At 62.6% G+C, this 21,801-nt stretch carries 19 protein-coding genes; 6 read left to right on the top strand and 13 right to left on the bottom strand.

The annotated features are described in order from the left end of the window. Positions 1-54: 54 nt before the first annotated feature. The 4 genes from cysE to paaN all read right to left on the bottom strand — a co-directional run bounded on the left by cysE (position 55) and on the right by paaN (position 4,885). Positions 55-813 carry a serine O-acetyltransferase gene (gene cysE / locus DENOEST_RS07310; protein ID WP_145769797.1) on the bottom strand — a complete coding sequence of 253 codons (759 nt, stop codon included), beginning with the start codon at positions 811-813 and terminating at the stop codon, positions 55-57. Positions 814-979: 166 nt separating this feature from the next. Continuing rightward, positions 980-1,873 carry a succinate--CoA ligase subunit alpha gene (gene sucD, locus DENOEST_RS07305; RefSeq protein ID WP_145769796.1) on the bottom strand — a complete coding sequence of 298 codons (894 nt, stop codon included), beginning with the start codon at positions 1,871-1,873 and terminating at the stop codon, positions 980-982. Positions 1,874-1,884: 11 nt separating this feature from the next. Beyond that, positions 1,885-3,045, bottom strand: a complete 1,161-nt coding sequence (gene sucC, locus DENOEST_RS07300) for an ADP-forming succinate--CoA ligase subunit beta (RefSeq protein ID WP_145769795.1) — start codon at positions 3,043-3,045, stop codon at positions 1,885-1,887. A 166-nt stretch (positions 3,046-3,211) separates the two neighbouring features. Continuing rightward, entirely contained in the window at positions 3,212-4,885 is a 1,674-nt protein-coding gene (paaN, locus tag DENOEST_RS07295) for a phenylacetic acid degradation protein PaaN (protein WP_145769794.1), read from the bottom strand. Positions 4,886-5,013: 128 nt separating this feature from the next. Here paaN and msrA point away from each other — a divergent pair, with 128 nt between their 5' ends. After that, positions 5,014-5,550, top strand: coding sequence for a peptide-methionine (S)-S-oxide reductase MsrA (gene msrA / locus DENOEST_RS07290; RefSeq protein WP_145769793.1), 537 nt, complete (start codon positions 5,014-5,016; stop codon positions 5,548-5,550). A gap of 3 nt (positions 5,551-5,553) precedes the next feature. Here the strand turns inward: msrA and DENOEST_RS07285 are convergent, their stop codons facing one another. From DENOEST_RS07285 to aceE, 5 genes are read right to left on the bottom strand one after another with little or no spacing between them, the layout of a single operon-like run. Continuing rightward, entirely contained in the window at positions 5,554-6,003 is a 450-nt protein-coding gene (locus DENOEST_RS07285) for a nuclear transport factor 2 family protein (protein WP_145769792.1), read from the bottom strand. Positions 6,004-6,043: 40 nt separating this feature from the next. After that, on the bottom strand, positions 6,044-7,813 hold the full coding sequence (gene lpdA, locus DENOEST_RS07280) for a dihydrolipoyl dehydrogenase (RefSeq protein WP_145769791.1): 1,770 nt from the start codon (positions 7,811-7,813) through the stop codon (positions 6,044-6,046). Positions 7,814-7,833: 20 nt separating this feature from the next. Next, positions 7,834-8,412, bottom strand: a complete 579-nt coding sequence (locus tag DENOEST_RS07275) for an Ntn hydrolase family protein (RefSeq protein ID WP_145769790.1) — start codon at positions 8,410-8,412, stop codon at positions 7,834-7,836. Next, positions 8,409-9,785, bottom strand: a complete 1,377-nt coding sequence (gene aceF, locus DENOEST_RS07270) for a dihydrolipoyllysine-residue acetyltransferase (RefSeq protein WP_145769789.1) — start codon at positions 9,783-9,785, stop codon at positions 8,409-8,411. Before aceF ends, DENOEST_RS07275 begins: the two co-directional genes overlap by 4 nt. Before the next feature lie 3 nt (positions 9,786-9,788). Further along, positions 9,789-12,467: a pyruvate dehydrogenase (acetyl-transferring), homodimeric type gene (gene aceE / locus DENOEST_RS07265; protein WP_145769861.1), complete on the bottom strand. Its 2,679-nt coding sequence runs from the start codon at positions 12,465-12,467 to the stop codon at positions 9,789-9,791. Between the two features lie 208 nt (positions 12,468-12,675). Here aceE and DENOEST_RS07260 point away from each other — a divergent pair, with 208 nt between their 5' ends. The 5 genes from DENOEST_RS07260 (at position 12,676) to dksA (ending at position 17,724) form a co-directional block, all read left to right on the top strand. After that, positions 12,676-13,272, top strand: coding sequence for a 2-oxoacid:acceptor oxidoreductase family protein (locus DENOEST_RS07260; protein ID WP_145769788.1), 597 nt, complete (start codon positions 12,676-12,678; stop codon positions 13,270-13,272). Further along, positions 13,265-14,518, top strand: a complete 1,254-nt coding sequence (gene porA, locus DENOEST_RS07255; protein WP_145769787.1) for a pyruvate ferredoxin oxidoreductase — start codon at positions 13,265-13,267, stop codon at positions 14,516-14,518. Before DENOEST_RS07260 ends, porA begins: the two co-directional genes overlap by 8 nt. Positions 14,519-14,532: 14 nt before the next feature. Continuing rightward, positions 14,533-15,528 carry a thiamine pyrophosphate-dependent enzyme gene (locus DENOEST_RS07250; RefSeq protein ID WP_145769786.1) on the top strand — a complete coding sequence of 332 codons (996 nt, stop codon included), beginning with the start codon at positions 14,533-14,535 and terminating at the stop codon, positions 15,526-15,528. A gap of 39 nt (positions 15,529-15,567) precedes the next feature. Then, on the top strand, positions 15,568-17,193 hold the full coding sequence (locus DENOEST_RS07245; RefSeq protein ID WP_145769785.1) for an NAD(P)-binding protein: 1,626 nt from the start codon (positions 15,568-15,570) through the stop codon (positions 17,191-17,193). Between the two features lie 102 nt (positions 17,194-17,295). After that, positions 17,296-17,724 carry an RNA polymerase-binding protein DksA gene (dksA, locus tag DENOEST_RS07240; protein ID WP_145769784.1) on the top strand — a complete coding sequence of 143 codons (429 nt, stop codon included), beginning with the start codon at positions 17,296-17,298 and terminating at the stop codon, positions 17,722-17,724. Between the two features lie 141 nt (positions 17,725-17,865). Here the strand turns inward: dksA and pnp are convergent, their stop codons facing one another. The 4 genes from pnp to rbfA all read right to left on the bottom strand — a co-directional run bounded on the left by pnp (position 17,866) and on the right by rbfA (position 21,799). Beyond that, positions 17,866-19,992: a polyribonucleotide nucleotidyltransferase gene (pnp, locus tag DENOEST_RS07235; protein WP_197970550.1), complete on the bottom strand. Its 2,127-nt coding sequence runs from the start codon at positions 19,990-19,992 to the stop codon at positions 17,866-17,868. A gap of 116 nt (positions 19,993-20,108) precedes the next feature. Continuing rightward, positions 20,109-20,378, bottom strand: coding sequence for a 30S ribosomal protein S15 (gene rpsO / locus DENOEST_RS07230; RefSeq protein ID WP_145769782.1), 270 nt, complete (start codon positions 20,376-20,378; stop codon positions 20,109-20,111). A 129-nt stretch (positions 20,379-20,507) separates the two neighbouring features. Further along, positions 20,508-21,434 (bottom strand): tRNA pseudouridine(55) synthase TruB, encoded by a 927-nt coding sequence (gene truB / locus DENOEST_RS07225; protein WP_145769781.1) that lies wholly within the window; start codon positions 21,432-21,434, stop codon positions 20,508-20,510. Then, positions 21,431-21,799, bottom strand: coding sequence for a 30S ribosome-binding factor RbfA (rbfA, locus tag DENOEST_RS07220; protein ID WP_145769780.1), 369 nt, complete (start codon positions 21,797-21,799; stop codon positions 21,431-21,433). Before rbfA ends, truB begins: the two co-directional genes overlap by 4 nt. Positions 21,800-21,801 lie beyond the last annotated feature (2 nt).

The following is a 21,801-nucleotide window of genomic DNA, read 5'->3' as shown; positions in this document are numbered from 1 at the left end:
CTGGGGGTTGATAATAGTTGATGCGCAAAGTCGACTTTATTTATTCCGATCTTTTCAGTCAACTATTTTTGAAAGATATCCGGGATCGAACTTATCGGCGGTAGCCACCTCGTCGCTGATGGAGACTCCCGCCCGAGCCAGATAATCGAGCAGCAATGCGATGCGGCGGTCAGTTTCCACGGCATGGTCCAGCAAGCCGTGAATGGCCCGGGCCAGGGGGTCGTCGGCATTGGAGGTAACTCCATAGGCGGAAAAACCCATGGCCTGGGCCTTGGCCTCCCTGACCTCATCCCGGCTCCCAGCCTCGATAACCCGGGCCGGATTGCCCACGGCCGTGGCCCCGGCCGGCACCGGTTTCACCACCACCGCATTGGAACCCACCTTGGCGCCATCACCAACGGTAAACCCACCCAGTACCTGAGCCCCGGCCCCGATCACCACACCCTTGCCCAGGGTGGGATGGCGCTTGGCCCCCCGATAAAGGGAGGTGCCCCCCAGGGTAACGCCCTGATAGATGGTGCAATCGTCCCCCACCTCGGCGGTCTCGCCTATCACCACGCCCATGCCATGGTCGATGAAAACCCGGTGGCCGATGGTGGCGCCGGGATGGATCTCGATACCCGTCAGCCAGCGGCCGAACTGGGAGATGAAGCGTCCCAGCCAGAAAAAGCGTCGCGTCCATAGCCCATGGGCCAGACGATGTACCATCAACGCATGGACACCCGGGTAGCAGGTCAGAACTTCCCACACCGAGCGTGCCGCCGGATCGCGCTCAACCACACTGGCGATGTCTTCTCGCAACCGTCCGAACACTTGCATATCTCCATGGAGAACAAGGGGGAATTATAGCCATCCACGGGGAAAACCTACCGTTTCACTCCACTTTTATCCAGAAAAGACTTTTCTGTCTTTTGTCGGGCCCAAAACGTAAAAAGCCCGCCGGAAAACCGGCGGGCTTTGGGGCAAAGCAACAGTCCGCTTACAGCATGGCCTTCAACAGCTTGGCCATTTCCGACGGGTTGCGGGTCACCTTGAAGCCACACTCTTCCATGACGGAAAGCTTGGCATCGGCAGTGTCGGCACCACCGGAGATCAGCGCGCCTGCATGGCCCATGCGCTTGCCGGCCGGCGCCGTGACACCGGCGATGAATCCGACGATGGGCTTCTTCATGTTGGCTTTGCACCACAGGGCAGCCTCGGCTTCGTCGGGACCGCCGATCTCGCCGATCATGATCACGGCGTCGGTGTCGGGATCGTCGTTGAACATGCGCATCACATCGATGTGCTTGAGACCGTTGATGGGGTCGCCACCGATGCCCACGGCGGAGGACTGGCCCAGACCGATCTCGGTCAGTTGCGCCACGGCTTCATAGGTCAGGGTGCCGGAGCGGGAAACCACGCCAATGCGACCCTTGCGATGAATGTGGCCGGGCATGATGCCGATCTTGATTTCATCTGGAGTGATCAGACCGGGGCAGTTGGGGCCCAGCAGCAGGGTTTCCTTGCCGCCCTTGGCGACCTTCTGCTTCATCTTGTTGCGCACCATCAGCATGTCGCGGACGGGAATGCCCTCGGTGATGCAGATGGCCAGGTCCAGGTCGGCTTCGCAGGCTTCCCAGATCGCATCGGCCGCGCCGGCGGGGGGCACATAGATGACGGAAACGGTGGCGCCGGTTTCCTTGGCGGCTTCCTTGACGGAGGCGTAGATGGGGATGTCGAAAATCTTCTCACCGGCCTTCTTGGGGTTCACGCCGGCAACGAAACAGTTCTTGCCGTTGGCGTACTCCTGGCACTTCTCGGTGTGGAACTGGCCAGTCTTGCCAGTAATGCCCTGGGTGATGACCTTGGTGTCTTTGTTGATCAGAATGGACATTCAAAAACTCCTTACTTGACCGCAGCGACAATCTTGGAGGCCGCTTCGGCCATGGTGTCGGCGGAGATGATGGGCAGGCCGGAATCCTTCAGGATCTGTTTGCCCAGGTCTTCGTTGGTACCCTTCATGCGCACCACCAGGGGCACGGAAAGGTGGGTTTCCTTGGCTGCGGTGACCACGCCGGTGGCGATGGTGTCGCACTTCATGATGCCGCCGAAGATATTGACCAGGATGCCCTTGACCTTGGGGTTCTTGAGCATGATCTTGAAGGCTTCGGTTACCTTCTCCGTGGTGGCGCCGCCGCCCACGTCGAGGAAGTTGGCCGGCTCGGCGCCGAACAGCTTGATGGTGTCCATGGTGGCCATGGCCAGACCGGCACCATTCACCAGGCAGCCGATGTTGCCGTCCAGGGAGATGTAGGCCAGATCGAACTTGGAGGCCTCGATCTCGTCGGCGTCCTCTTCATCCAGGTCGCGGTAGGCGACGATCTCGGGATGGCGATAGAGGGCATTGGAGTCAAAGTTGAACTTGGCGTCCAGGGCCTTGATGTTGCCGTTGCCTTCCAGGATCAGGGGATTGATTTCCGCCAGAGAGGCATCGGTTTCCATGTAGCACTGATAGAGCTTGAGGATCTCGGCCTTGGCCATGGCCAGGGAGGCATCGGGCACGCCAATGCCACGGGCCAGGTTCTCGGCCTGCTGGTCGGTCAGGCCGGCCAGGGGATCGGCAAATTCCTTGAGGATCTTCTCGGGGGTGGCGTGGGCCACTTCCTCGATGTCCATGCCGCCTTCCGAAGAGGCCATCACGGCCACTTTCTGGGTGGCACGGTCGGTCAACACGGCCAGGTAGTATTCCTTCTTGATGTCAGCACCCTCTTCGATCAGAAGACGGTTCACCTTTTGACCTGCGGCGCTGGTCTGGTGGGTGATGAGCTGCATGCCCAGAATCTGGCTGGCGTACTGCCTGACTTCATCCATGGACTTGGCGACCTTGACGCCACCGCCCTTGCCTCGGCCACCGGCGTGAATCTGGGCCTTCACCACCCAGACCTTGCCGCCGAGTTCCTCGGCGGCCTTGACCGCCTCGTCGACGGAAAAGGCAGGCTTGCCGCGCGGCGTGGTCACGCCGAACTTTCTCAGGATTTCCTTGCCCTGATATTCATGGATCTTCATGCGTCTTCCTTGCTATCGAAGTGCGTTATGAATGCGGCCGGCGAACCGACCCGGCGATCTCCGGCTGAGTGCCGGGGATATTTGCCACCGGACTCAGGCGACAAAATAAGCGCGAGATGATAGCACGCAATGGCCCCCCGCCGGAGGCCCGGCCAGGACAGCCGGCCTAGGAAACACCACGCTGGTGCTGGGTCTGGATGAAGCAGAAGCGGCGGGTGACGAAGGCACTATCCACAAAACTGCAGTCAGCCGCACGATTCGCGCCGCCAGCGCCGTGGAAGTCCGAATAGGCCGCTGGCTGATTGACCAAGACATTGCCTGTCAGATTGAAGGACAGGGGAACTCCCGCCCGCAGGGAAACCTCTCCCGCCAGATCCTGGACGTGGCTGTTGGTGGCGTGCACCAGGAAAGTCAGAGCGCCATGATCCACCATCAGCCGCTCGGCCACCGCCAGGCTCTCCGCCGTGGTGGCGGCTTCCATCACGTAGGCGATGGGGCCGAATGGTTCGGGCGCCACCAGATGGACGTCCGAAGCCGGAAGCTGGAGCAACAGCGGCGTCCGGACCCTGGCCTCGGGCCATTTGGAGAGGGACAGACTGCGGGCCTCGCGCAGGACATCCAGTCCATCCCCCATGGCCTCCACCGCTGACAGAATGGCGTCGGACTGGACCGCCCCGAGGATTTCCCCGGCCCGTTCCGGGTCTTCCAGCAACCTGCTCATGGCCGCCGACAAATCGTGGCCGAACTGCTCGCTGGATACCACTCCGTCAGGGGTCCTGATACCCTCACGGGAAACCAGGATGACCCGGGGCGTTCCCGCCAGTTGCCCCGAGTAGAGACAGAGGCTGAGGGTCAGGTTGCGCAACAACCCGCGATAATCGTCGGTGGAGTCCACCACAGCGACATTCAGACCCGCCTTCTGGGCAAACACTGCCGCATGGCGCGCATTTTCCTCCAGCCATTCACCAAAGCCGGCATGACCCGTGTAATCAATGATCCTCATTTCCGGATTGAGGGCCATGATCTTGGCCACCGAGCCGGTCTCGTCATCCACCAACAGGCTGACCAGATTGGGATCGAACCCCGCTTCCTTCAAGGTCATACGGGCCACGGCCACCGTGATGGCCAGGGGCAGGATCGCCGCCGAATGGGGTTTGACAATCACCGGGTTACCCGTGGCCAGACTGGCGAAAATCGCTGGAAAGCTGTTCCAGGTGGGAGAGGTGGCGCCAGCCACCACCAGGGAAACGCCCCGGGGCAGGACCGTATAGCGTTTTTCCAGGCGCAGAGGCGGCTTGCCGCCACCCTGAGGTTTTTCCCAGACTGTACTGGAGGGCACCTGTTTCATTTCCCGGTAGGCGCAGACGGTGGCTTCCAGCCCTCGATCCAGGGCGTGGGCGAAGGAAAACTGGAAAGCCAAGGGAAAAGGCTGGCCCGTGGTATGCATCGCGGCAAAAGCGATTTCCATCCCATGCCCCTTGAGTCGGGACAAAAGTTCCAGACAGACGCCCACTCGCACATCCGGCCCCGCCTTGACCCAGGTGGACATGGCATTCCGCCCCGCCAGCAACAGGGCATCCGAATTGCAGACCGGATAGGAAACATTCAAGGGCAAGCCGAAAGGGGAGACCTCGCTACCGGCCCGGCCCACCACCCCGGGCTGGTCCAGATAGAAAGAGGCATCGCGGTAGGCCTCGAAGGCCTGCATCCCCTCCTCCACCGCGCCCTCCCCGTAGGCAGCCGGATTTTCCGGATAGGGCGACCAGAAGACCCGGTTCTCCACTGCGGCCATGGCCTTGCGGAACATCTCCAGATGCTTGTCGAACAGCTCGTGGGACATGAAAAACCTCCGCTGCACCATCGCCGCTGCCATGGCACCGCATTAAACTGGGCCGGCGGTCACCCGATTCACAACCCACCGCTATCGTTGAGCATAATAATCGGCATCCCCTGTCAGGAACATAGACCATGATAGAAACAGCCACACTCGGCGGCGGTTGCTTCTGGTGCGTGGAGGCAGCCCTGGTGCAACTGGACGGTGTTGTCTCGGCCATTTCAGGCTATTGCGGCGGCAACCTGGCAAATCCCGATTACCAAGCCATCTGCACAGGGGAAAGCGGCCATGCGGAAGTGGTGCAGATCCGGTTCGACTCCGCAACCCTCGACTATCGCACCCTGCTCCTGGCCTTTTTCGCCATCCACGACCCCACCACGTCGAACCGACAGGGCAATGACGTGGGTAGTCAGTATCGTTCGGTGATTTTCACCCATGATGCTTCCCAGGAAGCGATCGCACGGGTCTTGATCACGGAACTCGATGGGAACGGAATCTGGCCTGCCCCCATCGTCACTCAAATCCTGCCCGCACCCCGCTTCTGGCCGGCGGAGGACTATCACCAGGATTATTTCGCCCGCAATCCCCACCAGGGCTATTGCCAGTTCGTGGTGGAACCCAAGGTAGCCAAACTGCGCCAGCAGTTCCGCGACCAGCTCAAACCGGGTTGAGGATCAGCTACCGCTGCCCACACCCTCGGGAACATTGAAGTCGTAGCAACGCTCCTCCACCCGCCGGTTCATGCGCCAGCCGCCGGGAGTGCGCACGAAGGCATCCACGTACCAAAGGCCGAAGAACATCACCTGGCGCTTTCCGTCAGGCAGGGCCATGTCCATGGGATTGAAGCAGATGGCCCGACTGGTGGCGGTGTCCCCCGCCACCTTGATGGATATGTTGCCAAGAATGTGCTGGTGATGGGGAAAGTTCGCCAGAGCTCCCGATAACCAGGCCTTGACCACGGGATAGGGACCATCGATCCCCCCCATGGCACGGTAATCGATGTAGGCATCCGGAGTGAATACCTGGTCCAGGGCATCGTAATCCTTGCGATCGATGGCCTCGGAGTAATCCACCATCAACTGCTGTATTTCCATCCGGTCGGAAATTTCCTGCAAGCTCAGCATGCTGCCCCCCTTCGTACAGATGATGAAAGGGGCAGAGTGTCTACTTCTTCCGGGATGGAGGCAAATCCGTGCAGCTGCCATGGGCGACTTCCGCCGCCAGGCCGATGGTCTCCCCCAGGGTCGGATGGGGATGGATGGTCCTGCCGATATCCAGGGCATCGGCTCCCATCTCGATGGCCAGGGCCACCTCGCCGATCATGTCGCCGGCACCGGGACCGACGATGCCGCCGCCGATGATGCGATGACTTTCCTTATCGAACACCAGCTTGGTCACCCCGTAGTCGGCACCATTGGCGATGGCACGACCCGAGGCCGCCCAGGGGAAGCGGGCGACCTCGATGGCACGGCCGGCCTGCTTCGCTTCATCCTCACCCAGGCCCACCCAGGCCACTTCCGGATGGGTATAGGCCACGCCGGGAATCACCGTGGCATCGAAATGGCTCTTCTGCCCGGCGGCAGCCTCTGCCGCCACATGAGCTTCGTGCACCGCCTTGTGGGCCAGCATGGGCTGACCCACGATGTCGCCGATGGCGAAGATGTGGGGTACGTTGGTCCGCATCTGGCTATCCACGGCAATGAAGCCCCGCTCGCCCACGGCCACGCCAGCCTGCTCGGCCCCCAGTTTTGCGCCATTGGGAACACGACCGGCAGCCTGAAGGATCAGGTCGTAACGCTGGGCCTCCGCCGGCGCATGCTCACCCTCGAACTTGACCCAGAGTCCATCTTCTCTCGCTTCCACTGAGCTGGTACGAATCTTCAGCATCACCTTGGCGAAGCGACCGGCATTCTGCTTTTCCCAGATCTTGACCAGGTCCCGATCCGGCCCCTGCATCAGGCCATCGAGCATTTCCACCACATCGATCTTCGCACCCAGGGAGGCATACACCGTGGCCATCTCCAGACCGATGATGCCGCCGCCGATCACCAGCATCCGCTCGGGCCGGCTGCGCAGCGCCAGGGCTCCGGTGGAATCGACGATGCGCGGATCCTCAGGCAGAAAGGGCAGATGCACGGCCTGGGAACCGGCGGCGATGATGCACTGTTTGAAGCGGATCACCTGCCTCTCGCCATTGCGCTCGGTACCGCTGCCCTTTGTCAGTTCCACTTGCAGATGATGGGCGTCCACAAACTGGCCGACACCCCGCACCGTGCGCACCTTGCGCGCCTTGGCCATGCCGGCGAGGCCCGTGGTGAGCTTGCCGATCACCTTTTCCTTGTGGGCGCGCAAGGCATCGATATCCACCTGGGGGGCGCCAAAGCTGACGCCCAGGGCGCTGGCATGGGCCGCTTCGTCAATCACCGCCGCCACATGAAGCAGTGCCTTGGAGGGAATGCAGCCCACGTTCAGGCAGACCCCGCCCAGGGTGCCATAGCGTTCCACCAGCACGGTATCCAGCCCCAGATCGGCGGCGCGAAACGCCGCCGAATAACCGCCGGGACCGCCGCCGAGGACCAGCAGTTCGCAGTCCAGGTCGGCATTCCCGACCCAAGCCGAAGGCGCAGGGGCGGCTGGAAGTTCCCCTCGCCCGCTTGCGGGGCTAGGGGTGAGAAGTGGCGTCGAGGCTGTCGCAGACGCCTCCAGCAAAACGATGAGAGACCCCTCCGACACCTTGTCGCCGACCTTGACCCTTACCTCCTTGACCACGCCCGCCGCGGGTGCCGGCACGTCCATGGTCGCCTTGTCCGACTCCAGGGTGATCAGACTGTCCTCGGCGGCCACGGTATCGCCAACCCGGACATGGATCTCGATCACCGGGATGTCATTGAAATCGCCGATATCCGGTACGCCCACTTCGATGGTCTGGCTCATGTGGTTTTTCCTTCGTCGGATTACGCTTCGGCTCGGGCCAGCTTGACCGAGTGAATGATCACAGGCCCCCCCGAAGCGGTATCAAACTCGATGCCGGCCATCACCCCCAGGGCAGCAATCTGGGAAGCCGTGCCGTCCCCCTCGTAGGCCGAATACATGGCCCCCAGGGCGAAATTGCGGCCAGAGCCTATGCCCCAGAAGCGATCGAACTCGAATACCTCCCGCAGGGAAAAGACACCATAGAGACCGGTCTCATTGGCGATCAGGGCGGTGATCTGGGAGGACTCGTAGGGGTCGTCCTCATCCTCCTTGGGATTCAGGTAGGCATGCTCCTTGAGGATGGGATGGAGCCGGCGAAAGGTCTCATAGACCTCCATCCGGGAGCCCAGACGGGGCTCCTGCAACTGGGCCATGGCGGACGCCAGCACCAGATGGTGGGCAGAACTGCCGCAGATCCCGATCCAGGAACCGGCCAGATACAGAATCTTGTCGTGATCACCCTTGTAGGAACGGCCCAGCCGGGTATCGCCGAAAGTGGTCATGGAATCGGAGGCAATGGCCACCTCATCGCCCTTGCGAACAACGGTAATCGTGGTCACAGCAGGGACCTCCTCAGGTCGGCCAGCAACTGGGCCAGGTAGCTGGTAAAGCGGGCCGCCGCCGCCCCGTCGATGACCCGGTGGTCGTAGGACAGGGACAGGGGCAGCATCAGCCGGGGTTCGAATTCCCGGCCATTCCAGCGGGGCTTGGTCTCGGATTTCGAAACACCCAGAATGGCCACTTCCGGCGCGTTGATGATGGGCGTAAAGGCGGTGCCGCCGATGCCCCCGAGGCTGGAGATGGAAAAGCATCCCCCCTGCATCTCGGCCGGAGCCAGCTTGCCCTCCCGTGCCTTCTTCGCCAGGACCGCCATCTCGACGGCCAGATCCAGCACGCTCTTCTGGTCCACGTTCCGTATCACCGGCACCATCAGCCCGTTGGGCGTGTCGGCGGCGAAGCCGATGTGGAAATATTGTTTCAGCACCAGATTGTCGCCGTCCAGGGAGGCATTGAACTCGGGAAATTTCTTCAGAGCGACGACGCAGGCCTTGAGCAGAAAGGCCAGCATGGTCAATTTGGCACCACCGCCCTTTTCGTTCTCCTTGTTCATCTGCACCCGGAAGGCCTCCAGGTCGGTGATATCCGCCTCGTCGAACTGGGTGACATGAGGAATCATGGCCCAATTGCGGGCCAGATTGGCGCCCGAAATTTTCTTGATCCGAGAGAGGGGTTGGCTCTCCACCGGGCCGAACTTGGCGAAGTCCACCTGGGGCCAGGGCAGCAGATTGAGCACGCCACCCGCTGCGGCGGGAGCCACGACTGCACCCGGCTGGGCGGCGCCACTCAACAAGCCCTTCACATAACGCTGCACGTCCTCCCGCAGGATGCGTCCCTTGGGACCGCTGCCGGTGAGCCGGCCCACCTCGACCCCCAGCTCCCGGGCATAGGCCCGCACCGAAGGACTGGCATGGGCTTTGTGGCCGCCCATCATCTCGGCAGCCATCTGCCCCGGCGTGGGCACGTGGCTGGGGGCAGGAGGCTGAATGGGTTCCACCTCGCCCGGCCGGAAGCGACTGAGTTCGTCGTCGCTGACATCGACCGTTGCTGGCGGCGGAAAATTCGCCACTTCGGCAGCGACAGTGGGTACCGAAGGCGCGGCAGCCGCAGGTACCGAAATAACCGAGACCGCCCCAACTGCCTCCAGCAGCAGGATCACGCTGCCCTGGGAGACCTTGTCGCCCAGGGCGACCTTCACTTCCTTCACTACCCCGGCGGCCGGCGCCGGCACATCCATGGTGGCCTTGTCGGACTCCAGGGTGATCAGGCTGTCCTCGGCCTTGACCGCATCGCCAGCCTTGACGTGGATTTCGATCACCGGAATCGCATCGAAATCGCCAATATCCGGCACTTTCACTTCCGTCAGCGTGGCCATGGCTTACACCTTCAATGGATTGGGTTTGTCCGTATCGAGGCCATACTTGGCGATGGCCTCAGCCACCACACCGGCCTTGAGGGCGCCCTCGTCAGCCAGGGCACGCAGGGCCGCCAGGGTAATCCAGTGGCGGTCCACCTCGAAGAAATGGCGCAGCTTCTCCCGGGTGTCCGAACGGCCGAAGCCGTCGGTGCCCAGTACCCGATAGTTGCGTGGCACGAAGGCGCGAATCTGTTCGGCATAGAGCTTCATGTAGTCGGTGGCGGCAATCACCGGCCCCCGGCTATCGGCCAGACAGGCGCTGACATGAGGCACTCGCTGCTCGCCCTTGGGATGGAGCAGGTTCCAGCGAGCGCAGTCCTGACCGTCCCGAGCCAGTTCGTTGAAGGAGGGACAGCCCCACAGATCGGACTCCACGCCCCAATCGGATCGCAGCAGCTCGGCGGCTGCGATGGCCTCCCGGAAGATGGAGCCCGAGCCCAACAACTGGACCCGGGGACCGTTGGAGGCCGCACCCTTCCTGAACTGGTACATGCCTTTGATGATATCCGGTGCCGCGCCCTCGGGCATGGCCGGGTGCTCGTAGTTCTCGTTCAACACCGTCAGGTAGTAATAGACATCCTGCTGTTCCGCCACCATACGGTGCAGGCCATCCTGGATGATCACCGCCACCTCGTAGGCAAAGGTGGGGTCGTAGGCCATGCAGTTGGGCACCGTCGCTGCCAGAATCTGGCTATGGCCGTCCTCGTGTTGCAGGCCCTCGCCGTTGAGGGTGGTGCGCCCCGACGTGCCACCCACCAGGAAGCCCCGGGCACGGGAGTCTCCGGCAGCCCAGGCCAGGTCGCCGAAGCGCTGGAAACCGAACATGGAGTAGAAGACGTAGAAGGGAATCATCTGCACGTCATGATTCGAGTAGGAGGTGGCGGCGGCCATCCAACTGGCCATGGCACCGGCCTCGTTGATGCCTTCCTGGAGGATCTGGCCGGTCTTGGATTCCTTGTAGAACATCAATTGATCGGCGTCCTGGGGCACGTATTTCTGCCCCTCCTGATTCCAGATGCCGATCTGCCGAAACAGGCCCTCCATGCCGAAGGTGCGGGACTCGTCCACTACGATGGGCACCACCCGCTTGCCGATCAGTTTGTCCTTCAACAACACATTCAGTATCCGGACGAAGGCCATGGTGGTGGAAAATTCCCGGCCTTCGCCCCCCCCCTTCAACTGGGCCTCGAAAGCCGACAGGGGCGGCACCGGCAGGGGCTCCACGGCCCGCCGGCGCTTGGCCAGAAAACCGCCCAGGGCCTGGCGACGCTCCCGCATATAGTTGAGTTCTGGCGAACCCTCCTCGAACTTGAGGAAAGGCAGGCTCTCCAACTCATCGTCCTTGATCGGCAGCTTGAAGCGGTCGCGGAATGCCTTGATGGAGACGGTGCCCATCTTCTTTTGTTGATGGGTGATGTTCTGGGCTTCCCCGGATTCCCCCATGCCGTAGCCCTTGATGGTCTTGGCCAGAATCACCGTGGGTTGCCCCTTGTGATTGACTGCAGCATGGTAGGCGGCATGGACCTTGTGGGGATCGTGACCGCCCCGGTTCAGGCGCCAGATGTCCTCGTCGCTCCAGTTGGCGACCATCTTCGCCAGTTCCGGGTACTTGCCGAAGAAATGCTGGCGCACATAGGCGCCGTCCCTGGACTTGAAAGTTTGGTAGTCGCCATCCACGCACTCCATCATGCGCTGGCGCAGGAGGCCCGTCTTGTCCTGGGCCAGCAACGGGTCCCAGTAGCTGCCCCAGATCACCTTGATCACATTCCAGCCGGCGCCGCGGAAATCCGATTCCAGTTCCTGGATGATCTTGCCATTGCCCCGTACCGGACCGTCCAGGCGTTGCAGATTGCAATTCACCACGAACACCAGATTGTCCAGCTTCTCCCGCCCGGCCATGCCGATGGCGCCCATGGACTCGGGCTCGTCCATCTCGCCGTCCCCCATGAAGGCCCATACCTTGCGTCCCTCGGTCTGGGACAGGCCCCGGTCCTGGAGATACTTCATGAAACGGGCCTGATAGATAGCCTGCAAGGGCCCCAGCCCCATGGAAACGGTGGGAAATTGCCAGAAGTCCGGCATCAGCCAGGGATGGGGATAGGAGGACAGGCCCTTGCCATCCACCTCTCGCCGGAAGTTGTTGAGCTGATCCTCGGTCAGGCCGCCCAGCATGAAGGCCCGGGCATAGACGCCGGGAGCCGAGTGGCCCTGGACGAACACCAGATCGCTGCCCTGGGGCGAGTCGATGGAATGCCAGAAGTGGTTGTAGCCCACGTCGAACAGGGTGGCGGCGGAGGCGAAGCTGGCGATATGCCCTCCCAGACCCGAGTCATCCTGGTTGGCCCGCAACACCATGGCCAGGGCGTTCCAGCGCACATAGGCGCGAATGCGGTTCTCGATGGCGTAATCCCCGGGGGCGGTGATCTGCCGATCCGGGGGAATGGTGTTGATGTATTCGGTGGTGGCGCTATAGGGCAGATTGATGCCGGTGCGATGGGCCACGTCGATCAGGCGCTCGATCAGGTAATGGGCGCGCTCAGGCCCCACCTGTTCGATCACGGCTTCCAGGGCGTCCAGCCATTCTCGGGTTTCCTGGGGATCGACGTCTCCGGACGCCAACAGGGATGGCAGGGAACTCATCATCTCCTCCTTGTGAGAGTTGTCATGACCTGCGGATGGCAGGCTGTTCGTATCAAGCTTAAACCATGGCTGAAGGGTAATTCAGTCGATTCAGCATATTCCACAATGCGGGATACAAAACCGCATTATGGAATATACTAACGAAAGATGCCGATATCGGCAAGGCGCGTAAACTACGGTCCAAAATGAAGATAAGGAGGCAGACTTCATGTTCCAGGTACGCATTCATGGCCGGGGAGGACAGGGGGTGGTGACCGCCACCGAAATGCTCTCCGTCGCCGCCTTCGATGAAGGCCGGCATGCCCAGGCCTTTCCCAGTTTTGGTTCGGAACGCACCGGAGCGCCGGTAGTGGCCTTCTGCCGCATCGACGACCGGGAAATCCGCCTGCGGGAACCGATCATGGAACCTGATGCCCTGATCATCCAGGACCCCACCCTGCTGCACCAGGTGGATGTCTTCGCCGGGCTGAGAAAGGACGGCTACATCCTGATCAACACCAGCCGCAGCTTCGAGGCCCTGGGACTCACGGACTTCGTCCGGGACTTGCAACCGGAGCGCCTGTGCACCGTGCCCGCCACCGAACTTTCCCAGAAACACCTGGGGCGCCCCATGCCCAACGTACCCCTGTTGGGGGGCTTCGCCGCGCTGTCCGGGTTGATCCAACTTGACTCGGTGATCAAGGCCATCCGGGACCGCTTTCCGGCCAGGATCGCCAACGGCAACATCGCCGCCGCCAGCGAAGCCTTTGAAATCGTCCGGGCCGAAATGGCCGCTGCAAAACAAAAGGAATCCAGTCATGCTTAAGCAGATGGAAGGCTCCCGCGCCGTGGCCGAGGCCGTGGCCCTGTGCCGGCCCGAGGTGATCTGCGCCTACCCGATCTCGCCCCAGACCCATATCGTCGAGGCCCTCGGCGAACTCGTGAAGACCGGCGAGCTCCAGCCCTGCGAGTTCGTCAACGTGGAATCGGAATTCGCCGCCATGTCCGTGGCCATCGGCGCTTCCGCCGCCGGCGCCCGCGCCTACACCGCCACCGCCAGCCAGGGCCTGCTCTACATGGTGGAGGCGGTGTACAACGCCTCGGGCCTGGGCCTGCCCATCGTCATGACTGTCGCCAACCGGGCCATCGGCGCCCCCATCAACATCTGGAACGACCACTCCGACTCCCTCTCCCAGCGGGATTCCGGCTGGCTGCAACTCTTCGCCGAAACGAATCAGGAGGCCCTGGACCTGCATATCCAGGCCTTCCGCCTGGCGGAGGAGCTGTCCATGCCGGTGATGGTCTGCATGGACGGTTTCATCCTGACCCATGCCTACGAACGGGTGGACATGCCCACACAAGCCCAGGTGGACGCCTATCTCCCCCCCTATGCGCCGCGCCAGGTGCTGGATCCAGCCGAGCCGGTGACCATCGGCGCCATGGTGGGACCGGAAGCCTTCATGGAAGTGCGCTACCTGGCCCATGCCAAACAGATGCAGGCGCTGGAGTACATCCCCGAGTATGCCGCTGCCTTCCGCGAGATATTCGGCCGGGACAGCGGCGGACTGGTACGTCCCTATCGCCTCGAGGATGCGGAAACCGTCGTCGTTGCCATGGGCTCGGTACTGGGTACCATCAAGGACACCGTTGATGAGATGCGGGCCGAGGGCCATGCCATCGGTGTGCTGGGCATAGGCAGTTATCGGCCCTTCCCCCTGGAAGCGGTGCGCGATGCCCTGCAAGGCGCCCGGCGCGTGGTGGTACTGGAAAAGAGCCTGGCGGTCGGTATCGGCGGAATCCTTTCCACCGACGTGCGCATGGCGCTTTCCGGCCTGCAACTCCACGGCTATACGGTCATCGCCGGCCTGGGGGGACGGGCCATCACCAAGAAGTCCCTGCACAGGCTGTTCCGCCAGGCACAACAGGATGCCCTGGAGCATTTGACCTTTCTGGATATGGATCAGGCCATCGTAAACCGACAACTGGAGCGGGAACGAAAGATGCGCCGCTCCGGTCCCGTCGCTGAAAACCTGCTGCGGGACGTCGGCGTCGTCGCGGCTCGCAACTACTAAGAAGGAGAACTGTGGTGGCATTCCAACCCGTCAAGTTCTACCAGACCGGCACCTTCACCGTCGGCAACCGCCTGCTGGAACTCGGGCAGCGTAGCGTCCAGTCCAGCGACAAGCGCTTCAATTCCATCAATTCCGGCCACCGGGCCTGCCAGGGCTGCGGTGAAGCTTTGGGCGCCCGCTATGCCATTGATGCCGCCATGGAGGCCACCTCGGGGCAGATGGTGGCCGCCAACGCCACGGGCTGCCTGGAAGTCTTTTCCACGCCCTACCCGGAAACCTCCTGGCAGATGCCCTGGATCCATTCCCTGTTCGGCAACACCGCCGCCGTAGCCACCGGCATCGCCGCCGCCATGAAGGCAAAGGGCAAGGCAGTGCGAGTGGTGGCCCAGGGCGGTGACGGAGGCACCACGGACATCGGCTTTGGCTGCCTGTCGGGCATGTTCGAGCGCAACGACGACGTGCTCTATATCTGTTACGACAACCAGGGCTACATGAACACCGGCGTACAACGCTCCTCCGCCACGCCACCTGCGGCCCGCACCTCCACCACTGCAGCCATGGGTATGGAACCGGGCAATGTCTTCGGCCAAGGCAAGTTCGTGCCGGCCATCGCCATGGCTCACGAGATTCCCTATGTGGCCACCGCCACCGTGGCCGACCTGCGAGACCTGGAAACCAAGGTGCGCCGAGCCATGGAAATCCGCGGCGCTCGTTATATCCACATCCTGGTGCCCTGCCCCCTGGGCTGGGGCACTGCCTCCCACGACACCATCCGCATCGCACGGCTGGCAAAGGAAACCGGACTGTTCCCGGTGTTCGAGGCGGAGGGTGGAGAGATCATCGCTTCCCTCAATATCCGCAAGCCCCTGCCGGTGGAAGACTATCTGCGCCCCCAGAAACGCTATGCCCATCTGTTCTCTCCCCAACCGCGCACCGAGGTCATCGCTCGCCTGCAAGCCCTGGCCGACCGCAATATCCGCCGCTACCGGCTGACCGAGGAAGTCCAATGAAAGCGCCTGCGATTGCAACCCGCTCCAGAGAGTTTCGCCATGGATAAGCCCTTTGCCATCACTCTCGACGTCGGCTCCAGCCTGGCCAACCATACCGGTTCATGGCGCACCTCCCGGCCGGTCTACGTGGATCGCTTGCCCCCCTGCAATGCCGCCTGCCCGGCGGGCGAGAATATCCAGGCTTGGCTGTTCCATGCCGAAAGCGGCGATTACGAAGCGGCCTGGCGTGTACTCAGCGAAGACAACCCCCTGCCCGCCATCATGGGCCGGGTCTGCTACCACCCCTGCCAGGGCGCCTGCAACCGGGGCAAGCTGGATGAAGCGGTGGGCATCAACGCCGTGGAGCGCTTCCTCGGCGACGAGGCCATCAAACAGGGCTGGGCCTTCGCCAAACCCGCCCGCCAGAGCGGCAAGCGGGTGCTGGTGGTGGGCGCCGGCCCCTCGGGCCTATCGGCGGCCTATCACCTGGCTCGGATGGGCCATCAGGTGGAGATTCACGAGGCCGGCCCCCTGGCGGGCGGCATGATGCGCTTTGGCATTCCCAAGTACCGCCTGCCCCGTGAAGTGCTGGAAGCCGAGGTTCAGCGCATCCTGGACCTGGGCGTGGCGCTCCGTCTCGGCACCAAGGTCGAGCGCATCACCGACAGCATGGAGACGGGCGCCTTCGATGCCGCTTTCCTCGCCGTGGGCGCCCATATCGGCAAGCGGGCCTTCATCCCGGCCGGCGATGCGGCCCGGATCATGGACGCCGTATCCCTGCTACGCTCCATGGAAGGGGGCGAAAAGCCCCTGCTGGGCCGCAAGGTGGTGGTCTATGGCGGCGGCAACACCGCCATCGATGCCGCCCGCACCGCCCGGCGCCTGGGCGCCACCGAGGCCATCATCGTCTATCGCCGCACCCGGGACCGCATGCCGGCCCACGACTTCGAGGTGGAGGAAGCCTTGCAGGAAGGCGTGATGATCAAGTGGCTGTCCACCATCAAGCGAGCCGACGAAGGCTCATTGACGGTGGAAAGGATGGAACTGGACGCCAGCGGCTTTCCCCAGCCTACCGGCGAATTCGAAACCATCGAGGCCGATTCCCTGGTGCTGGCCCTGGGTCAGGACGTAGACCTCTCCTTGCTGCAAGGTGTGCCGGGGCTGGAGATCAAGGACGGGGTGGTGCAGGTGAGCAAAGACATGATGACCGGCCATCCGGGCATCTTCGCCGGGGGCGACATGGTGCCCTCGGAGCGCACCGTCACCGTGGCCGTGGGCCATGGCAAGAAGGCAGCGCGCCACATCGATGCCTGGCTGAACGGCACCCGCTACCTCGCCCCGGCCAAACATGCCCCGGCCAGTTTCGATCACATCAATACCTGGTATTACACCGACGCTCCCCACCAGGAACGCCCCACGCTCGATGCAGCCCGACGCCAGAGCAACTTCGAGGAAGTGAAGGGAGGACTCACCGAGGACAACGCCCTTTTCGAGGCCCGCCGCTGCCTGTCCTGCGGCAACTGTTTCGAGTGCGACAACTGCTACGGCGTCTGCCCCGACAATGCGGTGATCAAACTTGGCCCAGGGCAACGCTTCCGTTTCAACTACGATTACTGCAAGGGCTGCGGCCTGTGCGTGGCAGAATGTCCCTGCGGCGCCATCGAGATGGAAGCCGAGCAAATCTGAACCGGATGGCCGCTCGCCGGAGCGGCTATTTTCACCTTGCGAAGGGCCTGGTATTCGTTTATAAAGGCGCCTTCATTTTTCGAGCACCAACGGACCCAGACAATGGCCGAAGATTTGCTGCACAAAAAACAGTTCCCTCCCTACGCCGCAAAGAAGGGCGAGGAATACATGAACGCCAAGCAGCTCAGTCACTTCCGCGAGATTCTGAAAGCGCTGAAGGAGGAGCTGCAGGACGATATCGAACGCACTGTGCACACCATGCAGGATGAAGCCACGGTGTTCGCCGACCCCAATGACCGGGCCAGCCAGGAATCCGACATTGCCCTAGAACTGCGCAACCGGGACCGGGAACGGAAACTGATCAAAAAGATCGACGAGTCCCTGGCACTGATCGAGAACGGCGATTACGGCTATTGCGACAGTTGCGGCGTCGAGATCGGCCTCAAGCGTCTGGAGGCCCGCCCCACGGCGACCCTCTGCATCGATTGCAAAACCCTGGAGGAACTCCGGGAAAAGCAGGTCGCCAAGTAAGAAGCGAACGGCGAGCGAGGACCCCAATAAAAAAGCGCCTTCGGGCGCTTTTTTATTGGGGCCCGCCGGGGCGAACGCCAACAGTGCACAAAAAAGGACGCCATGAGCGTCCTTTTTTGCTCAGGAGTGAAACGCCCTGCCTTACTGGGCAGCTTCGGCCGCCGGCGCCGTTTCGGAACCCACCGCCTTCATGGACAAGCGGACCCGGCCCTTGTCATCGGTCTCAATGACTTTGACCTTCACCACCTGGCCTTCCTTGAGGTAGTCGGCCACGGCATTGACCCGCTCGTTGGCGATCTGGGAAATGTGCAGCAGGCCGTCCTTGCCGGGCAGCACTTGGACGATGGCGCCGAAGTCCAGCAGGCGCAGCACGGTGCCTTCGTACACCTTGCCCACTTCCACTTCCGCGGTGATGTCCTCGATGCGCTTCTTGGCCACCTGGGCCGCGTCGGCATTGACGGAGGAAATCGTGATGCTGCCGTCGTCCTGGATGTCGATGACGCAGCCGGTTTCCTCGGTCAGGCCGCGAATGGTGGCGCCGCCCTTGCCGATCACGTCGCGGATCTTCTCCGGGTTGATCTTCATGGTGATCATGCGGGGCGCATAGGCAGAGACATCCTCCCGGGCGCCGGACATGGACTGCTGCATCTGCGTCAGGATATGCAGACGAGCCTCCTTGGCCTGGGCCAGGGCCACTTGCATGATTTCCTTGGTAATGCCCTGAATCTTGATGTCCATCTGCAAGGCGGTGATGCCGTTTTCGGTACCGGCCACCTTGAAGTCCATGTCACCCAGATGATCCTCGTCACCGAGGATGTCGGTCAGCACCGCGAAACGGTTGCCGTCCTTGATCAGGCCCATGGCGATGCCGGCCACATGGGCCTTGAGGGGCACACCAGCGTCCATCAGGGCCAGGGAGCCGCCGCAGACGGAAGCCATGGAGGAGGAACCGTTGGACTCGGTGATCTCGGAAACCACGCGCATGGAGTAGGCGAATTCCTCGGCGCTGGGCAGCACGGCGACGAGGGCACGCTTGGCCAGGCGGCCGTGGCCGATCTCGCGACGCTTGGGAGAGCCAACGCGGCCGCACTCGCCGGTGGCATAGGGAGGCATGTTGTAGTGGAGCATGAAGCGCTCCCGGTACTCGCCCTGCAAGGCATCGATGATCTGCTCGTCACGGCCGGTACCCAGGGTGGCGACCACCAGGGCCTGGGTCTCGCCCCGGGTGAACAGGGAGGAGCCATGGGTACGGGGCAGCACGCCGGAGCGGATGGCGATGGGACGCACGGTACGGGTGTCACGGCCGTCGATGCGGGGCTCGCCGTTGAGGATCTGGCTGCGCACGATGTGGGCCTCCAGTTCGAACAGCAGGTTGCCGACGGTGTTGGCATCAGGACCACCTTCAACACACAGGGCTGCGGTCACCTTGGCGGCGATCTCGCGGGTCTTCTGGGTGCGGGCCTGCTTGCTGGTGATGCGATAGGCTTCGCGCATATCGGCTTCGGCCAACTCATTGATGCGGGCGATCAGGGCCTCGTCCTTGGCGGCCGGCTGCCAGTCCCACTCGGGCTTGCCGGCCTGTTCCACCAGTTCGTTGATGGCATTGATGGCGGCCTGCATCTGCTCATGGCCGAAGACCACGGCGCCCAGCATCACATCCTCGGAAAGCTGCTTGGCTTCGGATTCCACCATCAACACGGCGGCGGCGGTACCGGCCACCACCAGGTCGAGTTGGGCGCTGGCCAGTTGGGTCTTGGTGGGGCACAGCACGTACTGGCCATCGATGTAGCCCACACGGGCAGCGCCGATGGGACCATTGAAGGGCAGGCCGGAAATCGCCAGGGCGGCGGAAGCGCCGATCATGGCGGGGATGTCCGGGTCCACCTCGGGATTGCAGGACATGACGGTACAGACCACCTGCACCTCGTTATAGAAACCATCCGGGAACAGGGGACGAATCGGACGGTCGATCAGGCGGCAGGTCAGGGTCTCCTTCTCGGAGGGACGCCCCTCGCGCTTGAAGAAGCCACCGGGGATCTTGCCGGCCGCATAGGTTTTTTCCACATAATCGACGGTCAGGGGAAAGAAATCCTGGCCCGGCTTGGATTTCGTCGCACCCACCACGGAGGCCAACACCACGGTGTCGTCCATATTGACCATCACCGCACCGCCGGCCTGACGGGCGATTTCGCCGGTCTCCAGGGTGACGGTATGGGCGCCGTAACTAAAACTCTTCTTGATCGCAGTCAGCACTGTTCTTCCTTTCATCTCAACAGGCGCGACCATTCGCGCCATGCATCACAACATCAACAACAATAAAAAAGCCGGCCCGACCAGATGGCCGAGCCGGCTCGTCAATCTGCCCCCGTGGGCATCGGTGCTGCTTACTTGCGCAGGCCGAGACGCTCGATCAGCGCACGATAGCTGTCGGCGTTCTTGCGCTTCAGGTAGTCCAGCATCTTGCGGCGCTGGCTGACCATCTTGAGCAGGCCACGGCGGGAATGGTGATCCTTGGTGTGCTCCTTGAAGTGACCGGTCAGATCGTTGATGCGGGCGGTCAGCAGGGCCACCTGAACTTCGGGGGAACCCGTGTCGCCCTGGGCACGCTGGTAGTCGGCCACGATCTGGGCCTTGGCGGGAGTGGTGATAGCCATGTGTGTTATCTCTCAAACGCTGTTGATCAAAGAATGCCGCCCCGGTTTGATAGAGCCCTGCATTCTGCCTTCCCCCGACCATCGAAGGAAGGCGCGGATTATAACGATGACCCCGGCTGGCCGCAAGAATCAAATACTTCCGGAGATTTCAGGACGTGAGGCGATCAGGCGGCGGGGATTCAGCCAGCCATCGGTGGAGAGTTCCCCCAGGCCAAGAAAGGCACCATTGATCCCATAGTAGCGCCAGCGATCCCCCGAGCGACCTTCCCAGCGCACACCCTGCCCATGAAGCACCCGCTCGGTTTCCGCCGCATTCAATGTTGCCACCGGCAGTTCGGCCAATAGGGTATCGGGGGGCGCCAGACAACGGTCCCGCGCTTCCAGAGTCAAGGCCTCGAAGACGTCCAGGGCCACCGCGTCCTCGACCCGCAGGCCGCCGATGCGGGTGCGGCGCAGGGCCGCCAGATGGGCACCACAACCCAGCAGGGCGCCGATGTCCGCCGCCAGGGTGCGCACATAGGTTCCCTTGCTGCAAGCCACATCGATTACCGCCAGTTCCCCCTCCAGGGACAGCAGTTCAAGGGCATGAATGGTGATCCGGCGCGGCTTGCGCTCCAGTTCGATGCCCTGTCGGGCATATTCATAGAGGGGCTTGCCGTCCCGCTTCAGAGCCGAGTGCATGGGAGGAATCTGCTCGATCCCCCCCCGAAAACTCGCCAGGACGGCTTCCAGCCGAGCCTGATCCACCTCCACCGGCCGGGTCTCCAGCACATGGCCCTCGGCATCCGCGGTATCGGTGGTGACGCCCAGGCGGATGGTGGCCCGATAGGCCTTGTCCGCGTCCAGAAGTTCACCAGCGAATTTGGTGGCCTCGCCGAAGCACAGGGGCAGGAGGCCCGTAGCCAGGGGATCGAGGGTACCGGTGTGCCCGGCCTTGGCGGCGTTGAGCAGCCAGCGAGCCTTTTGCAGGGCGGCGTTGGAAGTCAGGCCGGTGGGCTTGTCGAGCAGCAGCACGCCATCCACTGGACGGCGCGGTGCACGGCGGGGCGCACTCACTGGGGTTTGTCCGACTCGACTGCCGCGTCGATCAGTTGCGAAAGCTGGGTGCCCCGCTCGACCGAGTTGTCATAGACGAAATGCAGTTCCGGCGTATGGTGGATACGCACCCGCCGCCCCAACTCGCGGCGCAGGAAACCGGCGCTGCGCTTCAGGCCCCGGTCGATCTCCGCCCGCTGATCTGGCCCCGCCAGGGTGGTGTAGAACACCTTGGCGTGGGCGTAGTCGGGCGTGATCTCCACATCGGTGAGGGTCACCAGGCTGACTCGGGGATCCTTGAGTTCCAGCCGGATCAGATCCGCCAACTCGCGGCGGATCTGCTCGACGACCCGGTCGGCCCGGGAAAAACCTCGTTGGCTGGGCATGG

Origin of the sequence: Denitratisoma oestradiolicum, from assembly GCF_902813185.1 — a bacterium.
Classification (GTDB): domain Bacteria; phylum Pseudomonadota; class Gammaproteobacteria; order Burkholderiales; family Rhodocyclaceae; genus Denitratisoma; species Denitratisoma oestradiolicum.
The sequence above is the reverse complement of the archived record's forward strand: the minus strand, read 5'-3'. Positions and strand labels throughout refer to the sequence as shown.

What these genes read in the sequence shown, in the direction of transcription:
- sucD (WP_145769796.1), bottom strand. Translation starts at nt 1,873, where the DNA reads ATGTCCATTCTGATCAACAAAGACACCAAGGTCATCACCCAGGGCATT.
- sucC (WP_145769795.1), bottom strand. Translation starts at nt 3,045, where the DNA reads ATGAAGATCCATGAATATCAGGGCAAGGAAATCCTGAGAAAGTTCGGC.
- paaN (WP_145769794.1), bottom strand. Translation starts at nt 4,885, where the DNA reads ATGTCCCACGAGCTGTTCGACAAGCATCTGGAGATGTTCCGCAAGGCC.
- msrA (WP_145769793.1), top strand. Translation starts at nt 5,014, where the DNA reads ATGATAGAAACAGCCACACTCGGCGGCGGTTGCTTCTGGTGCGTGGAG.
- DENOEST_RS07285 (WP_145769792.1), bottom strand. Translation starts at nt 6,003, where the DNA reads ATGCTGAGCTTGCAGGAAATTTCCGACCGGATGGAAATACAGCAGTTG.
- lpdA (WP_145769791.1), bottom strand. Translation starts at nt 7,813, where the DNA reads ATGAGCCAGACCATCGAAGTGGGCGTACCGGATATCGGCGATTTCAAT.
- aceF (WP_145769789.1), bottom strand. Translation starts at nt 9,785, where the DNA reads ATGGCCACGCTGACGGAAGTGAAAGTGCCGGATATTGGCGATTTCGAT.
- aceE (WP_145769861.1), bottom strand. Translation starts at nt 12,467, where the DNA reads ATGAGTTCCCTGCCATCCCTGTTGGCGTCCGGAGACGTCGATCCCCAG.
- DENOEST_RS07260 (WP_145769788.1), top strand. Translation starts at nt 12,676, where the DNA reads ATGTTCCAGGTACGCATTCATGGCCGGGGAGGACAGGGGGTGGTGACC.
- porA (WP_145769787.1), top strand. Translation starts at nt 13,265, where the DNA reads ATGCTTAAGCAGATGGAAGGCTCCCGCGCCGTGGCCGAGGCCGTGGCC.
- DENOEST_RS07245 (WP_145769785.1), top strand. Translation starts at nt 15,568, where the DNA reads ATGGATAAGCCCTTTGCCATCACTCTCGACGTCGGCTCCAGCCTGGCC.
- dksA (WP_145769784.1), top strand. Translation starts at nt 17,296, where the DNA reads ATGGCCGAAGATTTGCTGCACAAAAAACAGTTCCCTCCCTACGCCGCA.
- pnp (WP_197970550.1), bottom strand. Translation starts at nt 19,992, where the DNA reads ATGAAAGGAAGAACAGTGCTGACTGCGATCAAGAAGAGTTTTAGTTAC.
- rpsO (WP_145769782.1), bottom strand. Translation starts at nt 20,378, where the DNA reads ATGGCTATCACCACTCCCGCCAAGGCCCAGATCGTGGCCGACTACCAG.
- rbfA (WP_145769780.1), bottom strand. Translation starts at nt 21,799, where the DNA reads ATGCCCAGCCAACGAGGTTTTTCCCGGGCCGACCGGGTCGTCGAGCAG.